The sequence below is a fragment of the Nonomuraea sp. NPDC026600 genome, from assembly GCF_040638335.1.
GTDB lineage: Bacteria > Actinomycetota > Actinomycetes > Streptosporangiales > Streptosporangiaceae > Nonomuraea.
Window position 1 is genome coordinate 518,242 of sequence record NZ_JBEZYD010000002.1, and the last position, 21,134, is coordinate 539,375.

General features: G+C 68.4%; 19 protein-coding genes. 13 read left to right on the top strand and 6 right to left on the bottom strand.

Annotated features, from left to right (window positions below; translation table 11 throughout):
* Nucleotides 1–321: 321 nt before the first annotated feature.
* Complete coding sequence (locus AB0F17_RS05770) at nucleotides 322–1,341, top strand: LacI family DNA-binding transcriptional regulator (protein ID WP_358016828.1); 1,020 nt, start codon at nucleotides 322–324, stop codon at nucleotides 1,339–1,341.
* Nucleotides 1,342–1,451: 110 nt separating this feature from the next.
* Here AB0F17_RS05770 and AB0F17_RS05775 read toward each other — a convergent pair whose 3' ends face one another.
* The 3 genes from AB0F17_RS05775 to AB0F17_RS05785 form a co-directional block, all read right to left on the bottom strand.
* Entirely contained in the window at nucleotides 1,452–2,222 is a 771-nt protein-coding gene (locus tag AB0F17_RS05775) for a carbohydrate ABC transporter permease (RefSeq protein WP_358016830.1), read from the bottom strand.
* A 59-nt stretch (nucleotides 2,223–2,281) separates the two neighbouring features.
* Nucleotides 2,282–3,160, bottom strand: a complete 879-nt coding sequence (locus tag AB0F17_RS05780; protein WP_358016833.1) for a sugar ABC transporter permease — start codon at nucleotides 3,158–3,160, stop codon at nucleotides 2,282–2,284.
* Nucleotides 3,161–3,227: 67 nt separating this feature from the next.
* A complete protein-coding gene (locus AB0F17_RS05785; protein ID WP_358016836.1) occupies nucleotides 3,228–4,502 on the bottom strand; it encodes a sugar ABC transporter substrate-binding protein in 1,275 nt (424 codons plus the stop codon).
* A 332-nt stretch (nucleotides 4,503–4,834) separates the two neighbouring features.
* Between AB0F17_RS05785 and AB0F17_RS05790 the strand changes: the two genes are divergently transcribed.
* The 4 genes from AB0F17_RS05790 to AB0F17_RS05805 all read left to right on the top strand — a co-directional run bounded on the left by AB0F17_RS05790 (nucleotide 4,835) and on the right by AB0F17_RS05805 (nucleotide 9,158).
* A complete protein-coding gene (locus tag AB0F17_RS05790; RefSeq protein ID WP_358016839.1) occupies nucleotides 4,835–6,016 on the top strand; it encodes an aldose epimerase family protein in 1,182 nt (393 codons plus the stop codon).
* A gap of 30 nt (nucleotides 6,017–6,046) precedes the next feature.
* Entirely contained in the window at nucleotides 6,047–7,210 is a 1,164-nt protein-coding gene (locus AB0F17_RS05795) for a sugar ABC transporter substrate-binding protein (protein ID WP_358016842.1), read from the top strand.
* 95 nt (nucleotides 7,211–7,305) lie between these two features.
* The gene (locus AB0F17_RS05800; protein WP_358016846.1) at nucleotides 7,306–8,376 is read left to right on the top strand and encodes an ABC transporter permease; all 1,071 of its coding nucleotides are present in this window, start codon (nucleotides 7,306–7,308) and stop codon (nucleotides 8,374–8,376) included.
* A complete protein-coding gene (locus tag AB0F17_RS05805; protein WP_358016849.1) occupies nucleotides 8,373–9,158 on the top strand; it encodes an ATP-binding cassette domain-containing protein in 786 nt (261 codons plus the stop codon). Before AB0F17_RS05800 ends, AB0F17_RS05805 begins: the two co-directional genes overlap by 4 nt.
* A 13-nt stretch (nucleotides 9,159–9,171) precedes the next feature.
* Here AB0F17_RS05805 and AB0F17_RS05810 read toward each other — a convergent pair whose 3' ends face one another.
* The 3 genes from AB0F17_RS05810 to nac all read right to left on the bottom strand — a co-directional run bounded on the left by AB0F17_RS05810 (nucleotide 9,172) and on the right by nac (nucleotide 12,045).
* Nucleotides 9,172–10,200, bottom strand: coding sequence for an L-idonate 5-dehydrogenase (locus AB0F17_RS05810; protein ID WP_358016852.1), 1,029 nt, complete (start codon nucleotides 10,198–10,200; stop codon nucleotides 9,172–9,174).
* A 10-nt stretch (nucleotides 10,201–10,210) separates the two neighbouring features.
* Nucleotides 10,211–10,993 carry an SDR family oxidoreductase gene (locus AB0F17_RS05815; RefSeq protein WP_358016854.1) on the bottom strand — a complete coding sequence of 261 codons (783 nt, stop codon included), beginning with the start codon at nucleotides 10,991–10,993 and terminating at the stop codon, nucleotides 10,211–10,213.
* A 134-nt stretch (nucleotides 10,994–11,127) separates the two neighbouring features.
* A complete protein-coding gene (nac, locus tag AB0F17_RS05820) occupies nucleotides 11,128–12,045 on the bottom strand; it encodes a nitrogen assimilation transcriptional regulator NAC (protein WP_358016857.1) in 918 nt (305 codons plus the stop codon).
* Nucleotides 12,046–12,297: 252 nt separating this feature from the next.
* On the opposite strand from nac, the gene AB0F17_RS05825 reads away from it, so the two are divergent.
* From AB0F17_RS05825 to AB0F17_RS05860, 8 genes are read left to right on the top strand one after another with little or no spacing between them, the layout of a single operon-like run.
* Complete coding sequence (locus AB0F17_RS05825) at nucleotides 12,298–13,083, top strand: 5-oxoprolinase subunit PxpA (RefSeq protein ID WP_358016860.1); 786 nt, start codon at nucleotides 12,298–12,300, stop codon at nucleotides 13,081–13,083.
* A 1-nt stretch (nucleotide 13,084) separates the two neighbouring features.
* Entirely contained in the window at nucleotides 13,085–13,804 is a 720-nt protein-coding gene (locus tag AB0F17_RS05830; RefSeq protein ID WP_358016863.1) for a carboxyltransferase domain-containing protein, read from the top strand.
* Nucleotides 13,797–14,795 carry a biotin-dependent carboxyltransferase family protein gene (locus AB0F17_RS05835; RefSeq protein WP_358016866.1) on the top strand — a complete coding sequence of 333 codons (999 nt, stop codon included), beginning with the start codon at nucleotides 13,797–13,799 and terminating at the stop codon, nucleotides 14,793–14,795. Before AB0F17_RS05830 ends, AB0F17_RS05835 begins: the two co-directional genes overlap by 8 nt.
* A gap of 19 nt (nucleotides 14,796–14,814) precedes the next feature.
* Entirely contained in the window at nucleotides 14,815–16,125 is a 1,311-nt protein-coding gene (locus tag AB0F17_RS05840) for an MFS transporter (RefSeq protein WP_358016869.1), read from the top strand.
* 40 nt (nucleotides 16,126–16,165) lie between these two features.
* On the top strand, nucleotides 16,166–16,909 hold the full coding sequence (locus AB0F17_RS05845; protein WP_358016872.1) for an SDR family oxidoreductase: 744 nt from the start codon (nucleotides 16,166–16,168) through the stop codon (nucleotides 16,907–16,909).
* A 1-nt stretch (nucleotide 16,910) separates the two neighbouring features.
* A complete protein-coding gene (locus AB0F17_RS05850) occupies nucleotides 16,911–18,110 on the top strand; it encodes an aspartate transaminase (protein WP_358016876.1) in 1,200 nt (399 codons plus the stop codon).
* Between the two features lie 16 nt (nucleotides 18,111–18,126).
* The gene (locus AB0F17_RS05855) at nucleotides 18,127–18,801 is read left to right on the top strand and encodes a 4-carboxy-4-hydroxy-2-oxoadipate aldolase/oxaloacetate decarboxylase (protein ID WP_358016879.1); all 675 of its coding nucleotides are present in this window, start codon (nucleotides 18,127–18,129) and stop codon (nucleotides 18,799–18,801) included.
* A gap of 43 nt (nucleotides 18,802–18,844) precedes the next feature.
* Nucleotides 18,845–21,133: a polysaccharide lyase 8 family protein gene (locus AB0F17_RS05860; RefSeq protein WP_358016882.1), complete on the top strand. Its 2,289-nt coding sequence runs from the start codon at nucleotides 18,845–18,847 to the stop codon at nucleotides 21,131–21,133.
* The last annotated feature ends 1 nt before the right edge of the window (nucleotide 21,134 follow it).

Sequence of the window (21,134 nt, forward strand, 5' to 3'; positions counted from 1 at the left end):
TATTGCGGCTGGCGCGGGAGAACGCCTCCTCGGGGCTCAGGGGTGCCCACATCATTTGACGTCGCCGGCCTCGGTGCCCGCGCCTGCCGGCTGTACTCGACCGCGACAAGGCGAAAGCCCGGAACATATCCGCTGAAACTGAGCTTCCCCCTGTTCTCCGGACACTTGGCGATTATCAGGAGGATGTTTCTCATGCCCGCACCACACCCGCCAGAGTTCCGGCGCCGCGCGGCCGAGTGGCGAAATCGTATGCCTGCATCGTGATGCGATAGTCTCGGCTGGATGTCTAAAGACCGGTCGGCCAGGCGGTCAGTGCCTACCATGCGGGACATCGCCGCTGCGGCTGCCGTCTCGCAGAGCACCGTGTCCCGTGTCCTCAGCGGCGCGCCCACCGCCGTGCCCATCGCGGAGGAGACTCGCCAGCGGGTGCTGCGGACTGCCCGGGAGCTGGGCTATCGGCCCAACCCGTTGGCTCGCGGGCTGCGCGGTGCCTCGACGAACCTCATCGGCGCAGTGGTGCGCGACTTCAGCGATCTCTTCTTCGCCGGGGCGATCGAGGCGCTCGTGGTCGAGTCGATGGCGCACGGCTACAACGTTGTTCTGGGCCACGTGCCGGGCCGGGCGGGCGATGAGGCGCTCTCGCTGACCACCGTGCTGGAGACCCGGCACACCGATGCGGTGGTGCTGCTCGGTGACATGCAGCAGCATCCGCAGTTCCTGGCCGACCTGCGCAACTCGATCGTGCCGGTGGTCGCGCTCTGGCCGGGTACGAGCCCGCGCGAGTTCCCGACCGTTGACGCCGACGACCGGGCCGGCATCTGGGCCGGCCTGAGCCATCTGGTGTCCCTGGGACACAAGAGGATCGCCTACATCAACGCGGAGCTTCCCAATGAATATCGGGCGCGGGAGGATGCCTACCTCGATTTCATGCGTGATCGGTTCGGCGCCGTGCCGCCGGGCTATGCCGAGCGCAGCCTGAGCACTTTGGCCGGCGGCGATGCCGCGCTGCGGCGCCTGATGGACCGGCCCGACCCGCCCACGGCGATCGCTGCCTCGACCGATGTGGTGGCCGTGGGCGTGCTGCACGCCGCGCACAGCTTGGGCGTGACAGTGCCGGATCGCCTGTCGGTCGTCGGCTTCGACGACATTGTCATCGCGGCGCATACCGTGCCGGCGCTGACCACCGTGCGGATGCCGATATCGGAGATCGTCGGCTACGCCGTTACGCAGGCGGTCAGGCTGGCTCGCGAACCGGCCGATGCCGAGCGCCCGCCGCCTCTCGAGATTTTCAAGCCGGCATTGATAGTGCGGGATTCGACCGCACCTCCGGCGCTGAGGTGAAACCGATCATGTCAGGATCCTGACCCGCATCGCCTCCTCTGCCGCTGCGCCCAGAACCCGCTGACGATCTCGATCGGATGCAGCCGCGGTCGGCCACACGCTGCCTGCGTTCATTTGATGGCGCCACTCATCAGACCCGACACGTAGTACCGCTGAAGCAGGAAATAGAAAAGGACACACGGGATGATCGAGATGGTGACGCCGGCCTGCAGCATGCTCCAGTCCGTGCCGCCGAGGCTGGTCTCCGTCCTCGACGTGGCGAGGATCAGCGGCAGGGTGAACTTGGAGCCGCGGCTCATCATCACCAGCGCGCCGAGGAATTCGTTCCACGACGTGATGAAGGCGAAGAGCGCGGTGGTGACGATCGCGGGCACGGCAGCGGGGATGAAGACCCAGCGCAACGCCGCCCACGACGAGGAACCGTCCATGATGGCCGCTTCCTCCAGCTCCCTCGGTACGGCGCTGAAGCTGTTGCGCAGCACGTACAGGCTGAACGGCAATTGGATGGCGGTGTGCAGGATCGCGAGGCCGAGCAGCGAGTTGGTCAGGCCGATCTTCGCGAACATGAGGAACATCGGCGTGAGCAGAGCCTGGTAAGGAATGATCAGCGCGAGCAGCAACACCACGAAGATCACCTCTTTGCCCGGGACGGGGAAACGCGCCAGCGCGTAGGCCGCGGGAACGGTCAGCAGCAGCGTGAGCACAATGGTCAGCAACGCCGTGCCCAGACTGTTGGCGAGGTAGACCGGCAGCCCCTCCTGGTAACTCCACAGCCGCATATAGCTGTCGAAGCTGAGCCCGTGCGGAATGTAGGTCGGGGGAGAGGCGGCCGCCTCTTCGGTCGGCTTCACCGAGGCGAGGACCGACATCGCCAGCGGCATCAGCATGACGGTGCAGACGGCGATACAACACGCCGCCACCAGATACCTTCCGCGTCCCTTCACTGATGGCTCCGGCGGCTCAGCAGCAACTGGATCACGGTGAAGACGAGAATCGTGAAGGCCAGAATCATCGACAGGGCGGCACCGTACCCGAGCTTCAGGTAGGGGAAGGAATTCAGGTAGATGTAGAAGACCGAGGTCGCCGTCTCATTGCCCGGCTGACCGGCGGTCATGATGTAGAACTGGTCGAAGGCGAGCAGCGAGCCGATCACACTCACCAGGGTCACCAGCAGGACGGTGCGCAGGGTCAGCGGCAGGATCACCCGGGTGACCCGCTGCCGGTGGCTCGCCCCGTCGACCAGGGCGGCTTCGACCACATCCGTTGGCACGGCCTGGATCGCGGCGACGAAAAGGATCATCCCGAAGCCGATCACCTTCCAGACCACGGAGACGCTGATCGCGAAGTTGGAGACGCCGGCGTCCACGCCCAGCCACAGCACGGGTTCGTCGATGATCCCCAGGTCGAGCAGGGCCCGGTTCACCAGACCGAAATCGGTGCTGAAAAGCCAGTACCACAGCAGGCTCGACACCCCGAGACCGATCACGACCGGAATGAAGACCACCGTGCGGGTGAGCCGGCGCAGGGCGGTGTTCCTGGCGGTGAGCAGCGCCAGCAGATAACCGCCGATGATGAGGAACGGAGTTATGAGCGCGGTGTAGAGCAGGGTGAAACGGAAGGAGACCCAGAACTGGGTGTCATGGAAAGCCCGCTCGTAGTTCGCCGTCCCGACGAATCTTGGCGGGGACAGCAGGGACCAGTTGTGCAACGACATCCACGCCATCTGCACCAGGGGATAGGCGGTGAAGGTGAGCACGAAGAGTAAGGCCGGTGCCAGATAGGCGAATCCGACCAGACGGCGCCGTGAGCCGTGGCGCATGACAGCTCCTCTTGGCGAGTAAGGCGTCCACCGGGCGACGGGCCGCCCGGTGGAAACGGCCTCTCATCTACGACCGGCCGGCGATGGCCTTCATTTCCTTCTTGGCATCGGCGATGACGGTGTCGAGGCCGTCGTTACCGTAATAGGCGCGCTGCAACATCTTCAGCCACGGCCCCTGCGGCGAGTTGATCTGCTCGAAGAACGTGACCGTGTACGGCGTGCGGCCCACCGTGAGCGCTTTCGCCACGTCGCGCACCAGCGGCTCGGCCTGGAAATACTTGTTCTCCACCATGTCGGTTCGTGTGGTGAGGTTGAGCGCCTTGGCATAGACCTCGACCTGTACCTCGTCGGAGAGCAGGAACTTCATCACGTTGACCGCGTCGTTGACCCGCTTGCTCCCCTTGGGCACCACCACCAGGTCGCCGCCGATGAAGGAGGCCGAGGAATTCGGTGTCACCCCGGGCAACAGGGCGATGCCGAACTTCATCTTCGGATTCTGCTGGCGCGCCAGTGTGATGTTGAAATTGCCGGTGCCCATCATGCCCACCTTGCCGGAGCCGAACTGGAGATGGAATGTCTCGCCGTTCTCCGTGCGGCTTCCTTCGGGGACGTTGCCGGCCTTGACCATGTCGCGGGTGAACTGCAGCACCTGCTTGACGCCATCGCCGACCAGCGGCTCGCCTCCCGGGCCTGCCGCCTCGATGGTGGCCCCGGAGGCCCACATCAGCGGACCGACGGTGAAGATGTTGCAGCCGGCGCAGTTGCCGGGCAGGTAGTAGCCCTTGACGCCACCGCCCAGCGCGGTGATCTTGTCGGCGTAGCTACGCAGCTCGGCCAGGCTCGTGGGCGGCTTGTTCGGGTCGAGCCCGGCCCGCGTGAAAAGATCCTTGTTGTAGAAGAGAGCGGACACGTCCGCATAAAGGGGCACGCCGAAGAGGCGATTCTGGTACGTCGCCACGGTCATGTGCCCTTTACTGGCGGTCTTCAGCTCCGGCCAATCCTTGGCCTGGTCCGTGATGTCGACCAGTTGCTGTTCCTTTTCGAACTGCGGGGCGTAGATCAGGTCCATGCCCATCAGGTCGGGCACGTCACCCGAGGCGACACCCTGGGCGATCTTCCCCACCATCTCGGTGTGGGGAATGTAGGTTAAATTGATCTTGCAGTCGGGGTTCTTGGTGTTCCATGCCGCGACCAGCATGTCCACCATCTGCTTGTTGCCGCCTGAGCGCTCCCACATCGTCAGGGCGCCCTTGCTGGCACATGCCGTCGTCGCGGCCGGCGCTTGGCCGGCCGTGGGGGGCGGCTCCTCCTGGCCGCAGGCGGCAGCCGCGAGTAACAGCACCGCTGCGGCCGCCCGGACAGGCCACCTGGGATGGGTCCTCATTTGCCAGGCTCCTCTCTCTGGAGTGGGCCGGTGTTGACACGACCCCCTGCTGGTGCGAACGTAACCGATGATGAATACGATTGCATTCAATCGTTTTCATTTCGTGATTCGGGAGTCACCGGCTCGTCGGGTGAGAGCCAGGTGTGGTCATATTGCGCCTTCCTCGGGCGCCCTCTCAGTTCTGCGGGACCGCGACGGCCTTGCGGCCGCGTGGCGAACTGTTAACGCTCCACCAGCAATCGCCAGGTGACATATGGCCCAAGATCAGCGCATCTGAAGGGAGATCGTCCATGCCCAGTAGCGCCCTCATCCGAAACAGACTCGCCACCGCCATCAGGGTTGCCCTCGTGGCCGTGGTCGCCCTGGCGATGAGCCTGGCGGCCGCACCCACGGCGCAGGCCGCCGGCGGCGGGCCGAGCATCACCAAGAAGCAGTTCGGGACCCTGCCCAACGGACAGAAGATCGACATCTACACGCTCCGGAACTCCAGCGGGATGCGGGTGAAGATCCTCACCTATGGCGGCATCCTTCAGTCGATCGAGGTCCCCGACAGCGGGGGCAGGTTCGCCAACGTGACGCTCGGATTCGACAACCTGTCCGACTACGTCAAGAAGAGTCCGTACTTCGGGTGCATCACCGGCCGCTACGCCAACCGTGTGGCCAAGGGGCGGTTCACCCTGGACGGCAAGACGTACCAGCTGGCCACCAACGACGGCCCCAACCACCTGCACGGCGGCACCAAGGGCTTCGACAAGCGGGTCTGGGAGGCCCATCCGGTCAAGCGGCACGACAGCGTGGGGCTCATGCTGACCTACACCAGCCCGAACGGCGAGGAGAGCTACCCGGGGACGCTGCGGACCAAGGTCGTCTACACGTTGACCGACGACAACCGGATCCGGATGGACTACCGCGCCACCACCAGCCGGCCCACGATCGTCAACCTCACCAACCACGCGTACTTCAACCTGCGCGGTGAGGGCAACGGCCGGATCCTCGGCCACGAGCTGCAGATCAACGCCTCCCGCTACACGCCGGTCGACAAGACGCTCATCCCCACCGGAAAGATCGCCCGGCTGGGCGGGACACCGCTGGACTTCCGCGAGCCCACCGCCATCGGCGACCGCATCAACAGCGAGAACCAGCAGATCGTGCGAGGCGGCGGGTACGACCACAACTACGTCCTCGACAGTCGCGGGCGGGTCCTCGGACTGGCGGCCAGGGTCGTCGAGCCGGACAGCGGGCGCGTGCTCGAGGTCATCACCGACCAGCCGGGCCTGCAGTTCTACTCGGGCAACTTCCTGGACGGCACGCTGCGCGGCACCAGCGGCCACCTCTACCCGAAGCGGTCCGGCTTCGCCCTGGAGTCGCAGCACTTCCCGGACTCGCCCAACCACGAGAACTTCCCCTCGACCGTCCTGCGGCCGGGCGATGTCTACCGGACCACGACGATCTACGCGTTCTCCACGGTGTGACAACTGCGGAAGGAGCCATGAGGCAGGATCATGAAAGACATCCATCCGAAGGTCGAGGAGGCCCTCGACACACTCGGCCTGAACCGCCTCGCGCGTCGTCGCCTCCTGACCGGGGCGGGCCTCGTCAGCGCCTCGGCCGCCGCGGCCGCGCTGCTCAGCGCGTGCACCAGTGACTCGGGCGGGAACCGGCCCGCCGCCTCAGGCGGCACCGCGGCGGCGGCGGCGGGCTCCGGCGACTTCCCGTCGACGCCCAAGTGGAAGTTCGTCTTCGTCTGCCACGTCACCACCAATCCGTTCTTCACCCCCACCCAGTACGGTGCCCAGGACGCGTGCGCGCTGCTCGGCACCGAGTTCCAGTGGACCGGGTCGAAGGACTCGATCGTGGCGGAGATGGTCAACGCGACCAACACCGCCATCTCGGCCAAGGCCGATGGGCTGGGAGTGGCGGTCGTGGACAAGGCGGCCTTCAAGGAGCCCGTGAACCGTGCTCTGGACGCGGGCATCCCGGTGGTGTCCTACAACGCCGACGGCGCCCGTGACGACAAGGGGACCAGCCGGCTGGCGTACATCGGACAGGGGCTCTACGAGTCCGGGTACGCCCTGGGCCAGCGGGCCCTTCAGCAGGTGGACTCCGGCGACGTGGTGGGGTTCATCGCCACCCCGGGCGCGCTGAACATTCAGCCGCGCATCGACGGCGCCGCGCAGGCGATCAAGGACTCGGGCAAGTCGATCACCTTCGAGTCGGTCGGGACGAACGCCGACATCACCAAGGGGCTGTCGATCATCGACGCGTACGCCCAGGGCCACCCCGACCTGGCCGGGATGCTCGCCGTCGACGCCGGCTCGACGCAGTCGATCGGGCAGGTGGTCAAGAAGTACAACATGCGCTCGAAGGGCCTCAAGGTGGCCGGCGGCTTCGACCTGGTGCCCGAGTCGCTGGCGGCCATCAAGAACGGCGATCTCGACTACACCATCGACCAGCAGCCGTACCTGCAGGGCTTCCTGCCGGTGCTCTACCTCTACCTGTACAAGCTCTCCGGCGGGCTGCTGTTCCCGTCGGAGACCAACACCGGTCTGCTCTTCGTGACCAAGGACACCGTGGGGCCGTACCAGACCACCAAAACCCGCTTCGAGGGCTCGGACACCGCCCAGAAGCTGGTCGAACGGTCCGGGGCCATCGCTCACGCCTCCTAGAAGCGTTGATCGGGACTTGAGACGTACGGCTTGCGCCCGGGGAAGGCGCGGGGCGCAAGTCGTACACCCAGCCAATCCATGTGGAGGAGGGCGAGGTGCCCGACATCAGCGATGGCATCCGCGAGTCGCCGGCGCCCGCGGATGTGGCCGGACGGCCCGTGCCGGACGGGCCGCGGCGCGGCGCGAACCGGATCCTGCCCCGGATCAGGGACGGGTTCCTGCGGCGGCGCGAGGCGAGCGTGCTGGTCGTGGCGCTGGCGCTGGGGGCCTACTTCGCCTCGGCCTCCGAGGCGTTCCTGACCGGCGACAACATGGTCAACATCACCCAGGCGGCCGCGCCCAGCGCCATCGTCGCCTGCGGCATCGTGCTGCTGCTGGTCAGCGGCGAGATCGATCTGTCGGTCGGGGTGGTGGCGGCGCTGGCGCCGTTCATGACGCACTACGCGATCGACTACTGGGGGTTTCCGGCCGTCCCGGCGATTCTGCTCTCCCTGCTGACCGGCACGGTCATCGGGCTGGGGAACGGGTTCGTCACGGTCGTGCTGAAGGTGCCCTCGTTCATCACCACGCTGGGCACCTTCTACCTGGTGACCGGGATCGTGCTGACCACGTCCGGCGCCTATCCGGCCGAGATTCCCGCCTCGGTGGACAACCAGATCGGGCAGTGGCTCGGGGCGGCCAACTGGGCGCATCTCGCGTGGGCTCTGGTGATCGTGGCGTTCTTCCACGTGCTGTTCACGCGTACGCGGTGGGGGCTGCACACGATCTCCGTGGGCGGGAACCTGCTGGGGGCGCAGGAGGCGGGCGTCCGGACGGGGCGCATCAAGATCGGTAATTTCATGATTGCTGGCACTTTGGGAGCTCTTGCCGGGATATTGGAAGCCTTCCGGATTCACACGATCGACCCCAACCTCGGCGGCGGCACCGGCCTGATGTTCACCGCGGTCTCGGCGGCGGTCATCGGCGGCACGGCCCTCGCCGGCGGCTCCGGCACGATCATCGGCGGCGCCTTGGGCGCGCTGGTGCTGGCCGAGCTCCAGAACGGCTTCAACCTGATCGGCATCTCCGCCAACCCGTACTTCCTCATCCTCGGAGGCGCCATCCTCCTGGCGATGATCGCCAACGTGTATCTGAGCCGGCTGAGAAGGGCGGGCAGGACGACGTGACCTCTCCGAACGGCGACTCCACCGACGTACTGCGGGTGGAGCACGTCTCCAAGCGGTTCGGTACGGTGACCGCGCTGCGCGACGTCAACATCCGCCTGGCCAAAGGCGAGGTGCTCGGCCTGATCGGCGACAACGGTGCCGGCAAGTCCACCCTTATGAAGATCATCTGTGGCTTCCACCAGCCCGACGCCGGCCGCATCCTGCTTGACGGCGAGGAGGTGTCCTTCAAATCCGTCGACCACGCCCGCTCACTCGGCATCGACACCGTCTACCAGGACCTGGCGTTGATCAACGAACTGAGCGTCTACCACAACATGTTCCTCAACCGCGAGCCGGTGATCTTCGGCTGTCTGCTGAACAACCGCAAAATGCGCCGCCTGGCCCGCGAACACCTCGACGACATGGGCGTCAACATTCCGTCGGTGGACGTGGAAGTGGCCAAACTGTCGGGCGGCCAACGCCAGGCCATCGCCGTGGCCCGCTCCGTCTACTCCCGCTCCACAATCCTCCTGCTGGACGAGCCGCTGGCCGCGATGGGTGCGAAAGAGGGAGTGCAGATCCTCGACCTGGTCCGCGATCTCAAAGCCCGCGGCGAGGTCTCCATCATGATCATCGCCCATAACTACGCCCAGGTTCTGGAGGTCTGCGACCGGGTCAACCTCCTCCAACACGGCAGCATCACCTTCGACGAACCAACCGCCCGGACCTCCGTGAAGGAACTCACCGACCTGGTCGTGGAGGAATATCGCGCCGCTCGTACTGGGGCCCAGGCCACCCCTTGAGCGCCCCGATCTGTCATTCGCCGCCCAGATCGAGCAGGACTTTCGACGCCACGGCACGATCGCCGGCCAGGTCGAACGCTTCGACCGCCCGGGTCAGCGGGAGGGTGTGGCTGATGACCGGATGGACGGCCAAGCCCGAAGCCAGCAGCGACAGCGCGTCGTCGAACTCGTGGTCGAAGCGGAAGGCGCCCCGCATGGTGATCTCCCGGGTGACCACCACGTTGCCGGGGAACCCGGTCTCGCCAGGTGGGAGCAGCCCGAGCAGGACGACCGTGCCGCCGCGGCGTACCCGCTGTAGGCAGGTGCCGAGGCCCGCCCCGGAGCCGGACGCTTCGATGGCGACGTCGACGTCGTCCGGCCACGCCGGGTCGTCGGGGTGGTCGGCCCGGACGGTGGCCGTGGCGCCGACCCTCCTGGCGACGTCCAGGGGGGTGTCCAGCAGATCGCTGACGGTCACCTCGGCGGCTCCCGCGTGCCGCAACGCGGCGACCACCAGGGAACCGATGGGACCGGCGCCCGTGACCAGCACCCGCTTGCCGGCCACCGCCCCGGCGCGGCGGACCGCGTGCAGTGCGACGGACAGTGGCTCGGCCAGTACGGCCCTGCGCGGGTCGAGCCCGGCCGGCAGCGCTCGTACCTGATCGGCGGGTACGACCAGCCGCTGGGCGAAACCACCCTGGACGTGGGGCATCCGCGCGGCGCTGCCGAGATAGCGGGCCTGACCGCACACGTTCCGCCGGCCGCCCGCGCACTCCGGGCACGCGCCGCACGGGGTGGCCGGGTGGATCGCCACCGGTGTGCCGGCAGCCGGGCCGTCCGTGCCGGGGCCGAGCGCGTGGATCCGGCCGACGACCTCGTGGCCGAGCACCAGGGGCTCGCGGACCTGGAAGTCACCGACCGAACCGCGATGGTAGTAGTGCAGGTCCGAGCCGCAGATGCCGCCGAGGGTCACGGCCACGAGAACCTCCCCGGAGCCAGGAAGGCCGGGATCCCACTCCTCGACCCGGAGATCGCCCGCCTTGTGGACGACACAGGCACGCATATGTGCTCCCTCATAGAACGGACAGCATTCCGCCGTCGACGTACAACACTTGCCCGCTGACGAAGTCGGACGCGGGTGACGCCAGGAAGATCAAGGCGCCGATCAGGTCGGAGACCTCGCCCCACCGGCCGGCCGGGGTGCGCCCCCGCACCCAGGCGCTGAACTCCTCGTCCGCGACGAGCGCCTCGGTGAGTTCGGTCGCGAAGTATCCCGGTCCCAGGCCGTTGACCTGGATGCCTGAGGGGCCGAGGTCCGCGCACATGCCCTTGGTCAGCAGCTTCAGCCCGCCCTTGGTGGCCGCGTAGGGGGCGATGCCAGGGCGTACCGTCTCACTCTGCACCGAGCAGATGTTGATGATCTTGCCGCGGCGGCGCGGGACCATCCGGCGCGCGACCTCCCGGCCCATGAAGAAGGCGCTGGTGAGGTTGGTGCCGACCAGCCGGTGCCAGTCCTCGTCGGTGAAGTCCACCAGCGGCGCGCGGTGTTGCGTCCCGGTGTTGTTGACCAGGATGTCGATCGGTCCCACCTCGTCCTCGATCGCGGCGACATGGGCGGCCACGGCCGCGGAGTCGGTCACGTCGAAGGCGCGGGCGAAGACCTTGCCGGCCGCCGCCGGGCCGAGTCCGGCCAGTTCGGCGCGGGTCCGCGCGAGGACCGCCTCGTCACGGCCGTTGAGCACCACCGTGCAGCCGGCTTCCAGCAGCCCTTGTGCCAGCGCACGGCCGATGCCCCGGCTGGATCCGGTGATCAGCGCGATGCGCCCTTCGATGTCGAACAACGGGCTGCTGGTCACGCCGGTACCGCTTTCGTGCCACGGGTACTGAGCACAAGCCTTTTCATCCACCGCTCCACTGATGCCGCTTTGCCTGGCGGCGAGAACGCTAGTCAGAGCTCAGCGGGTTTGACCAATACCTGGTGTGTGTGACGTCATCGGCCAGCCGAATTCTTGCCGAATTCGAGGATCAACTCGTGGAAGAGATCGTGTACCGCGAGGGCGGGCTCCGACAGCGGCTGGTGGTGGGACGTGCACAGCGAGAGCTTGACCTCGATCGTGGGGTTGACGATCCGCCGCACCACCAGATTCCGTACGTCGAGGATGGCCTGCGCCGCCGACCAGGGCAGCACCGTGGCACCGATCCCGGCGCTGATGGCACTGACCAGGGTCAGGACCGACTCGATCTCGCCGACGACCTTCGGTTCGAGTGAGGCATGGCGGAAGGCGGCGTCCACGACCTGGCGGATGGTGTGGATGCGGCTCGGCAGCAGCAGGCCCACGTCGGCCAGCTCCGCGATGGAGACGTCGTCTCCCTCTGATGCCAGCCCGGTTCCCGGGGCGGCGACCAGGTAGAGGTCCTCGGTGCGCATCGGCTCGAACTGGACGCCGCGGATGGGGCCGGCGTCGTAGATGAAGGCCATGTCCATGCGACCCGTCATGATCGCTTCGCTGATGACGCCGCCGAAGTTCTCGTTGATGTGCAGCAGGATGTCCGGGTAGCGCTCCCGCACCGCCCGCAGCAGCGGCAGGGCCAGTGCCGCGCCCGTGCTGTACGGAGCCAGGCCGACCGAGACGCCTCCGGCGGGCGCCCGGCCGGACACGTCGATCGCCGCCTGCGCGTGCTCGAGCTGGCGCAGGATCAGCTGGGCGTGACGGTAGAGGGCGCGCCCGGCCTCGGTCGGCGCCACCCCGCGCTTGCTCCTGATCAGCAGTTGCTGCTTGAACTGGCTCTCCAGCATGGAGATCTGGTGGCTCAGCGCGGGCTGCGCGATATGCAGGATGTCGGCGGCGCGCGTGATGCTCCCGGCGTCGACGACCTTGACGAACGAGTAGAGACGCCTGGTGTCCATCGGCTACCTCCAGCCTTGCCAGGGGCTCATCGTACGGGGCCGGACACGGAGCCGGAGCAGGTGCGCGGTCATAGCGGGGACCTATCACGTCACACGCAATGTGTATTTGATGTGCCCATCCCCCCGCATTACGGTCACCCAAACGGTAATTCAGGCCTGACCGGCAATCCCCGGCGGGATCTTCACAGCCGCGCTCAAACCGCTTCGCGCGCAGCCACATCTCTCTTTCTGACCTCTTGAGCGGAGGACGACATGGCACACACGGTCGATCTCGTGGCCGATCTCGGTGAGGGGTTCGGCGCCTACACCATGGGTGACGACGAGGCGCTGCTGGATGTCCTCACCTCGGCCAACGTCGCGTGCGGCTTCCACGCGGGCGACCCGCGGATCATGGACGCCACCGTACGCCACTGCGTCGAGCGCGGTGTCGCCGTCGGCGCGCACCCCAGCTTCCCCGACCTGGTCGGGTTCGGCCGCCGCGCCATGGATCTGACGCCGGACGAGGTCCGTACCGACGTGCTCTACCAGGTGGGAGCCCTGCAGGCGTTCGCCGCCGCGCACGGCACCCGGGTACGCCATGTGGCACCGCACGGCCGGCTCGGCAACCTGGTCGCGACCAGGCAGGACTACGCGGCCGCCGTGGCCGACGCGGTCGCCGCCCTCGACCGGTCGATGATCGTCCTGGCGCAGGACGGGGAGCTCGCCGACGCCGCCCGCGCCCGTGGCCTGCGGGTCGGCATCGTCGGGATCGCCGACCGGGCCTACCGCGACGACGGCAGCCTGGTGCCGAGGGGCGAACCCGGCGCGGTCATCCACGACGAGCGAGAGATCAGCGAACGGACGGTCCGGCTGGTGACCGAAGGGGTGATCCGCAGCGTCGGCGGCCGGGACATCCCGGTCGAGTGCGACACCGTCCTGCTGCACAGCGATACCCCCGGCGCCGTCGCCCTCGCCCATCTCCTGCGCAAGGAACTCATCGCGGCGGGCGTGGCGATCGCCCCGCTGGCCGACGTGCTCGACGCCAGGTACGGCCTCTGAGATGGACCACGGCATCCACATCGCGGACTGCGGCGACTCGGCCGTCGTGGTCAAGGCCACCGGCGGCGGCGACCGTGCCTGGCAGGTCGTGCACGCCCTGGCCGACGCGATCGAGGCGGCCCGGCTCGGCGGGGTGCACGGCATCGTCCCCACCTACGACTCGTTGCTCGTCGAGTTCGACTGCGCCGCCACGGATCACGACACGATTCACCGTGCCCTGCGGGGCGCGGCCGGGCGGCTCGCCGAGAGCCCGGCACCGGTGCCCTCGCCCAGGCGGTTCACGGTCCCGGTGGTGTACGGCGGTGAGTACGGCCCCGACCTGCCCGTGGTGGCCGAGCAACTGGGGCTGGCCGAGCAGGAGGTCGTCGACCTGCACACCGGCCGGGACCTGATGGTGCGCTGCCTCGGCGCACCGGTGGGGGCTCCGATGATGGACGGTCCCGCGTTCCCGAGACCGGTCCCGAGGCTGGCCTCTCCGCGGACCAGCGTCCCGCCCGGGTCGATCGCCGTGGCGGGCCGGCAGGCCGTGATCTGCCCCATGCGTTCGCCGGGCGGGTGGCCGCTGCTGGGACGCACTCCGCTGCGCGTCCTCGACCTCGACTCCGAGCCGCTGACCCCGTACCGGCCCGGTGACACCTTCCGGTTCGTACCGATCACTCCCGAGGAGTGGCCCGACCACGACGGCGCGATGCTCACGGCTGAGGCGGTGGCCCGTGGCTGACACCCTCACCGTCCACCGCGCCGGTCTCTCGGTGGTGCAGGACCTCGGGCGGCTCGGCCGCTCCCGCTTCGGCCTACCCGTCAACGGCGCTCTCGACCAGTACTCCGCCCGCGTCGCCAACGTGCTGACCGGCAACGACGAAGGTGCGCCACTGCTGGAGATCACGGCATTGGGCTTCGCCTGCACACCCTCGGCCGATGTGCTCATCGCGGTGACCGGCGCCCCCGCCGAACTCACCGTCGATGACGTTCCGCGCCCCCGGTGGGAACCGGTCGTGGTCCGGGCGGGCGAAAGGATCCGCGTCACGCGCATCAGGCACGGTCTGCGCGTCTACCTCGCCGTGCACGGCTCGGTGGAGTCGCCGTTCCTGCTGGGTAGCTGCGCTCCCGACACGATCCTCGGGTTCGGGCGCACGCTGCGTGACGGTGATCAGCTCGCCATCCGTACCCCCTTTCCGCCGGTCGAGCATCCGTTCTCCGATATTCCGCTGTTCCGGTTGAACGCTTCCGTACCGCGCTTCGGCGAATCGTGGACGATCGACGTCACCGACGGCCCGGACCTGGCGGAGTTCGGTGACTCCGCGCAGCGGCTGTTCCGGTCGGAGTTCACCGTCACCCCCCAGAGCAACCACATCGGCCTGCGGATGAGCGGCGACGTGCCGCGCCGGACGGCGACCGGCGAGGTGCTCTCCCGTGGTGTGCCCGTCGGCGCGGTCGAGGTGCCGGCCGGGGACGAACTGCTCGTCCTGCACCGTGGCCGTGGCGTCACCGCCGGCTATCCCGTTCTCGCGGTCGTCACCTCGACCGGCCTGTCCGCGCTGGGGCAGACCCGCCCCGGCCAGCCCGTCCGGTTCCGGCGCCGGACGGTGGCCGAGGCCGTGGCCGCGTACCGGTCACAACGTGCCGACATAGACTCCCTGCGCACTCGCGTACGCACGGTGTTCGACGCACTCCGCGTCCTCCCGCAGCTCCCTCCGCCCCCCACCTCGTAAGCGAGTGAAGGAGACAGCCATGGCCACTGTGGCCGCACAACCGACACCCAACACCGTCGATCCGAAAACCGCCCGTAAGGTCACCCTGGCCGGGTGCGTCGGGATCTTCGCCGAGCTCTACGACAACGGCATCTTCGGCTTCATGGCCGGCACTCTGGGCACCGTCTTCTTCCCGGACTCGGCCAACGCCATTCAGCTCGTCTTCCTCGGCTATGCCGTCTCCTTCTTCTTCCGGCCCCTCGGCGGCATCATCTGCGGTCACCTCGGCGACCGCATCGGCCGGCAGCGGATGCTCGTCTTCGTCATCCTGCTGATCAGCGTCGCGACGGCGGCCATCGGCGTGCTGCCGACCTACGCCAGCGTCGGCATCGCGGCACCCGCCCTGCTCATCCTGATGCGCGTCATGCAGGGCTTCTCGGTCGGTGGCGAGGCGTCCGGCGCGATGAGCTTCCTCGCCGAGCACGCACCCGAGGGCAAGCGCGGCCTCTACACCAGTTACGCCCAGATCGCCTCCTTCCTCTCCCTGCTCACCGGCACGCTGATCGCCGCCGCCCTGACCAGCGGCCTCGGCCCGGACCGCATGGAGGCGTACGGCTGGCGGATCCCGTTCCTGCTGGCCATCCCGCTCGGTCTCACCGGCATCTACATCCGCAAGCGCATCAGCGACACCCCGAACTTCACCCGCCTCCAGGAGAGCGGCGGCCTGGCGAAGAACCCGCTGAAGGAGGCCTTCGCCTCCGCCGAGCACCGCCGCGCGATGCTGCTCGCCCTGTTCATCCCGCTGATGAACGGCTCCGGCTACTACGTGCTGTTCAGCTACATGCCGACGTTCATGAACACCCAGCTCCACTTCAGCAAGGTGCAGGCCCTGCTCGTCACCGCGACCAGCCTGGTGGCCATCTGCATCGCCATCCCCTACATGGGCCGGTTGTCCGACCGGGTCGGGCGCAAGCGGGTCCTCGCGGGTGCCGCCATCGCCATGGCGATCGCCGGGATCCCCTGTTACCTGCTCATCGGCACCGGCAGCGTTCCGCTCGCCATCCTGGGCGCGTGCATCATGGCGATCATCTTCGCCGGCCACACGGGCGTCATCCACATCCTGCTCGTCGAACTCTTCCCGACCCGGGTGCGCTACTCCGCCTACGGGCTCGGGTACAACGTGTCCGCCGCGCTCTTCGGCGGCACCGCGCCGCTGCTGATGACGTTCCTCATCGCCAAGACCGGCAACACCGGCATGCCCGCCTTCTACGCGGTCCTCACCGCACTCGGCACGCTCATCGCCGTGTCCCGGGTGAAGGACAGGGCACACCAGCCGCTGCGCGACGCGTAGCACCCCACCGCACCACTCATCCTCACGCGGAGAGATTCACATGCCCTTCTCGGACTACAAGACCGCGCTGGTGACCGGCGCCTCGACCGGAATCGGGGCGGTGGTCGTCGAGCGCCTGGCGAAGCGGGGGCTCGACGTGCACGCCGTGGCCCGCGACGCCGAGCGGCTCGGCGACCTGGCCCGGCGTACGGGATGCACACCGCACGCCGTCGACATCACCGACACCGCGGCACTGGCCGAAGCTCTGCGGGGGATCGACGTCGACGTCCTGGTCAACAACGCGGGGGTGTCCCGCCCGGGGAACATCCTGACGGCCGACGAGTTCGCCATCGACGAGCAGGTAGCGGTCAACATCCAGGCGGTGCTGCACCTCGTACGCCTGATCATGCCGGGCATGGTGGAACGCGACCTCGGGCACATCATCAACATCAGCTCGATCGCCGCCGTCTACAACTTCGGCGGCAACACCATCTACCACGCCACGAAGGCGGCCGTGCACACCCTGTCCCGTCAGCTCCGCGTCGACGGGTACGGCCGCCGGATCCGGGTCACCGAGATCTGCCCCGGCCGGGTGGAGACGGAGATCTTCGGCCGGCTGCTCGGCGACATGGAAGAGGCCCAGCGCCGGTACTACGACGGGTACGAGTCGCTCAAGCCGGAGGACATCGCCGACGCGATCGACTACGCCATCGGCTCGCCGCGCCACGTGAACATCGGACACCTGGAGATCATGCCGACCTTCCAGGTGCCCGGTGGCCTCAACTTCGAAAGGCGGACCGACTGACATGGCACTGGCGCAGCGGGTGAACCGCATCAAACCATCGCCCAGCACGGCCGCCGCCCAGCGCGTACGCGAGCTCAAGGCGCAGGGCCACGAGATCCTCGACCTCACGGTCGGCGAGCCCGACTTCGACACCCCCGACCACGTCAAGGCCGCCGCGATCGAGGCGATTGGGCGGGGCGAGACCAAGTACACGCCCGTCAACGGAACCCCGCAGCTCAGAGCGGCCATCGCCGACAAACTCGCCCGGCGGCACGGACTGAGCTACCCCACCGACCGGATCACCGTGGGCGGCGGGGCGAAGCAGATCATCTTCCTCGCCCTGGCGGCCACGCTGAACGCGGGCGACGAGGTCATCGTCCCGGCGCCGTACTGGGTCTCCTACCCGGACATGGTGCTGGCCAACGACGGCACCCCCGTCGTGGTCCCGTGCCCGGAGGCCGACGGATTCAAGCTGACACCGCGACGGCTGGAATCCGCGATCACCGACTCGACCCGCTGGGTCATCCTCAACGCCCCGAACAACCCCACGGGCGCCGCCTACACCACGGACGAACTCCGCGCACTCGCCGACGTGTTGCTCGCCCACCCCCACGTCATGGTGCTGACCGACGAGATCTACGACGAGATCTGGTACGGGCCGGAGCCGCCCCGCACCATACTCGCGGTCGAACCGCGCCTGGCCGAGCAGGTGTTCCTCACGAACGGCGTCTCCAAGACGTACGCCATGACCGGCTGGCGGATCGGCTACGGCGTGGGACCGGCGGAGCTGGTCGGGGCCGTCAACAAGCTGCAGTCGCAGATCTCCTCGTGCCCCTCGTCGATCAGCCAGGCGGCCGCCACCGCCGCGCTCACCGGCGACCAGAGCTTCATCGGCGACTGCGTCGCCGTCTACGGGGCCCGGCGCGACAAGACGGTCAAGATGCTGACCGACGTCCCCGGCTTGACCTGCACCGCGCCGAGCGGCGGCTTCTACGTGCTCGTCGGATGCGCCTCGCTGCTCGGCCGCCGGACCCCGGCCGGCGAACGGATCCATACGGACGAGGAGTTCGCCCGCTACCTGCTGGACTCGCAGCAGGTGGCCGTGATCCACGGATCCGCCTACGGAGCGCCCGGCTACTTCCGCGTCTCCTTCGCGACGTCGAGCTCCGTCCTGACCGAGGCTTGCGAGCGCATCGCCCGCGCCTGCGCCGACCTTTCCTGATCTTGGAGTGAGACTCATGCTGCGTGTCAACACGACGTTCGACCGCCCCGATCCGGCGCTGGTCGAGCGGCTGAGCGCGTACTCGTCCGCCACCATTCACGAGGCACAGGGCCGGCTCGGCGCCCTGAGCTCCACGATCAAGCCGGTCGACGACACCATGTCGCTGTGCGGCCCCGCCTTCACCGTGTGCTGCGCCCCCCGGGACAACATCATGCTCCAGGTCGCCATCGCGCACGCCCGGCCCGGCGATGTCGTCGTGGTGTCCGCCGGCGAGTACGCGGAGGCCGGTTCCTTCGGCGACGTCCTGGCCAACGCCTGCGTGGCCAAGGGCCTGGGCGGGCTGATCACCGACACCGGCGTCCGCGACACCCGCGAGCTGCGCGAACTCGGCTTCCCGGTGTTCTCCTTCAGCGTCTCCATCAAGGGCACGGTCAAGGAGACCGTCGGTCCCATGGCGGAGCCCGTACTGATCGGCGGCGAGATCGTCCGTCCGGGCGACGTGGTGCGAGGTGACGCCGACGGCGTCGTGGTCGTGCGGCGCGAAGACGTGGGCGACGTGGTCCGCAGGTCGCAGGAGCGCGTCGACGCCGAGGCCGGGTACATCGCCGCCTACCGTGCCGGAAAGAGCGTCATCGAGGTCAGCAACCTCGCCGCCGTCCTCGAAGCGAAGGGACTGGTCATCGACGATTAGGATCTTTTCGTATGAAATCTGGCCGACTGTCGGAAAGGCCGCTATGACCCACCCCCTCAGTCGGCGGTCCGCGCTGCTGGGCGCCGCGGCTGTGGCCGGCGTCGCCCTGTGGGACAGACCGGCCGAGGCGGTCGGCACCGCCGCGTTCGACGCCGCGCGTGAACGGTGGGTGGGCCTGCTGGCCGGTGGGTCGTACGACGCCGCCGACACCGGCAAGACGCGGGCGATCGAGGGCTCGGCCAACGCGGTGCTGCGCAAGCTGGATCCCGCCCCCGGCCGCCCGAGCCTGTGGCCCGACCTGCCGCTCGACGACCCCCGGACGGGCAACTTCAACCGCGCCTACAACCGCATGCGCACCCTGGCGCTGGGCTGGGCCACGCCGGGCACCGTCATGCACCGGGACGGGCAGGTCGCCGCGACCGCGGTCATGGCGCTGGACTTCCTGTACGAGCACGCCTACCACGACGGGCTCGACCGGCGGAACAGCAACTGGTACTGGTGGGAGATCGGCGTCCCCCGCTCGCTGACCGACACCTGCGCCCTGCTGTACGACGGCCTGCCCAAGGACCACCTCGAGCGCTGGCTGCGCCCCCTGCACCGCTGGTGCCCCGACCCGGAGCGCCGCGTCAGCCACCCCGGCGTCGTCGAGACCGGCGCCAACCGGGCGGGCAAGGCCATGGCGGTGGCGATGCGCGGATTGCTCACCCACGACGCGCGCCTGATCAAGCGGGCCAGGAACGCGGTCTCCGAGCTGTTACGGCCGACCAGGGGCCCAGGTGACGGCTTGTACCGTGACGGGTCGTTCATCCAGCACGACGTGTACGCCTACACCGGCAGCTACGGCGTGGACTACCTGGAGAGCGTGGCCAAGCTGATCGCCATGCTCGCGAGGTCGCCGTGGGAGATCACCGGAACGGGGAACGTCTACGACATCGTGGATCGCTCGTTCGCGCCGTTCATCTTCGACGGGCTGATGATGGACTGCGTACGCGGCCGGCAGATCTCGGTGCAGGGCCACCGTGACCACCACTCGGGGCAGAAGGCGGTCGAGGCCATCCTGACCTTGCTGGAGGCGGCACCGGAGCGCCATGCCCGGCGCTGGCGGCCGCTGGTGAAGGGCTGGCTCACCCGCGGCCAGGCCGTCCCCGCCGGCACGCTCGCCCCACTGGCGGGCATCACGGGGGCCAAGGCCCTGCTGGAGGACCCGTCGGTGCCGGTCGGCCCCCGCACGACGGGCACGTACGTCTTCGCCGACATGGACCGGGTCGTGCACCGCCGTCCCACCTGGGCCTACGCGATCGCGATGAGCTCGGAGCGCATCGGCGCGGCCGAGGCCATGAACCAGGAGAACCTGCACGGCTGGTACACCGGCGACGGCATGACCTACCTCTACACCGGCGACCTCACCCACTGGAACGACGACCTGTGGCCCACGATCGACCCGTACCGGCTGCCGGGCACGACGGTCGACAGGCGCAGACGCGCCGATCTCCGGTACGGCAAGCGTCGCCTGCCACCCACCCCGTGGGCGGGCGGCGTGGCACTCGACGGCGAGTACGGCGTGGCGGCCATGAAGCTGATCGCCGACGGTTCCTCGCTCCGGGCCAAGAAGGCGTGGTTCCTTCTCGATGACGCGGTGATCGCCCTCGGCACCGGTATCGCCGCCTCCGATGGCCGCCGCATCGAGACCATTGTGGAGAACCGCAACACCCACGACACGCATCCGCCGCTGACCCGGGGCGACGGCTGGGTCCACCTGTCCGGTGTGGCCGGCTACGCGCTGCTCGACGGCGCCGACGCGAAGGTGATCCGCGAGCAGCGCACCGGCCGCTGGCGGGACATCGACAAAGGCGCCACCACCGGAGGCGACAACACCCCCGTCACCAGGCACTACACGACGATCCTCATCGACCACGGCGTCGATCCGGGCAAGGCGCGCTACGCCTACGCCGTGCTGCCCGACGCCTCCGTCACACAGACCGCGGCATACCGCGGGCGGATCGAGATCCTCGCCAACTCCCGAGCGGTGCAGGCCATTTCCCGCGACGACGTGCTCGCCGCCGTCTTCTGGCGCGCGGGAACCGTCGAGACCGCGTATGGACCGCTCTCCGCCGACGGCCCGTGCACGCTGCTGGTCCGCCGCGACCACAAGGGGGTACGGCTCGCGGTCTCCGACCCGTCCAGGACCGCCGACGAGGTGAGGATCAGGCTGCCCTGGCCGGTGAAAGCGGTCAAGGAACGCGACCGCGGCGTGCGCAAGGCCAAGCGCGCGATCAAGGTGGAAGTCGGCGGCAGCCGCGGGCACGCCCACACCGCGGTGGTGCGCATTTGAC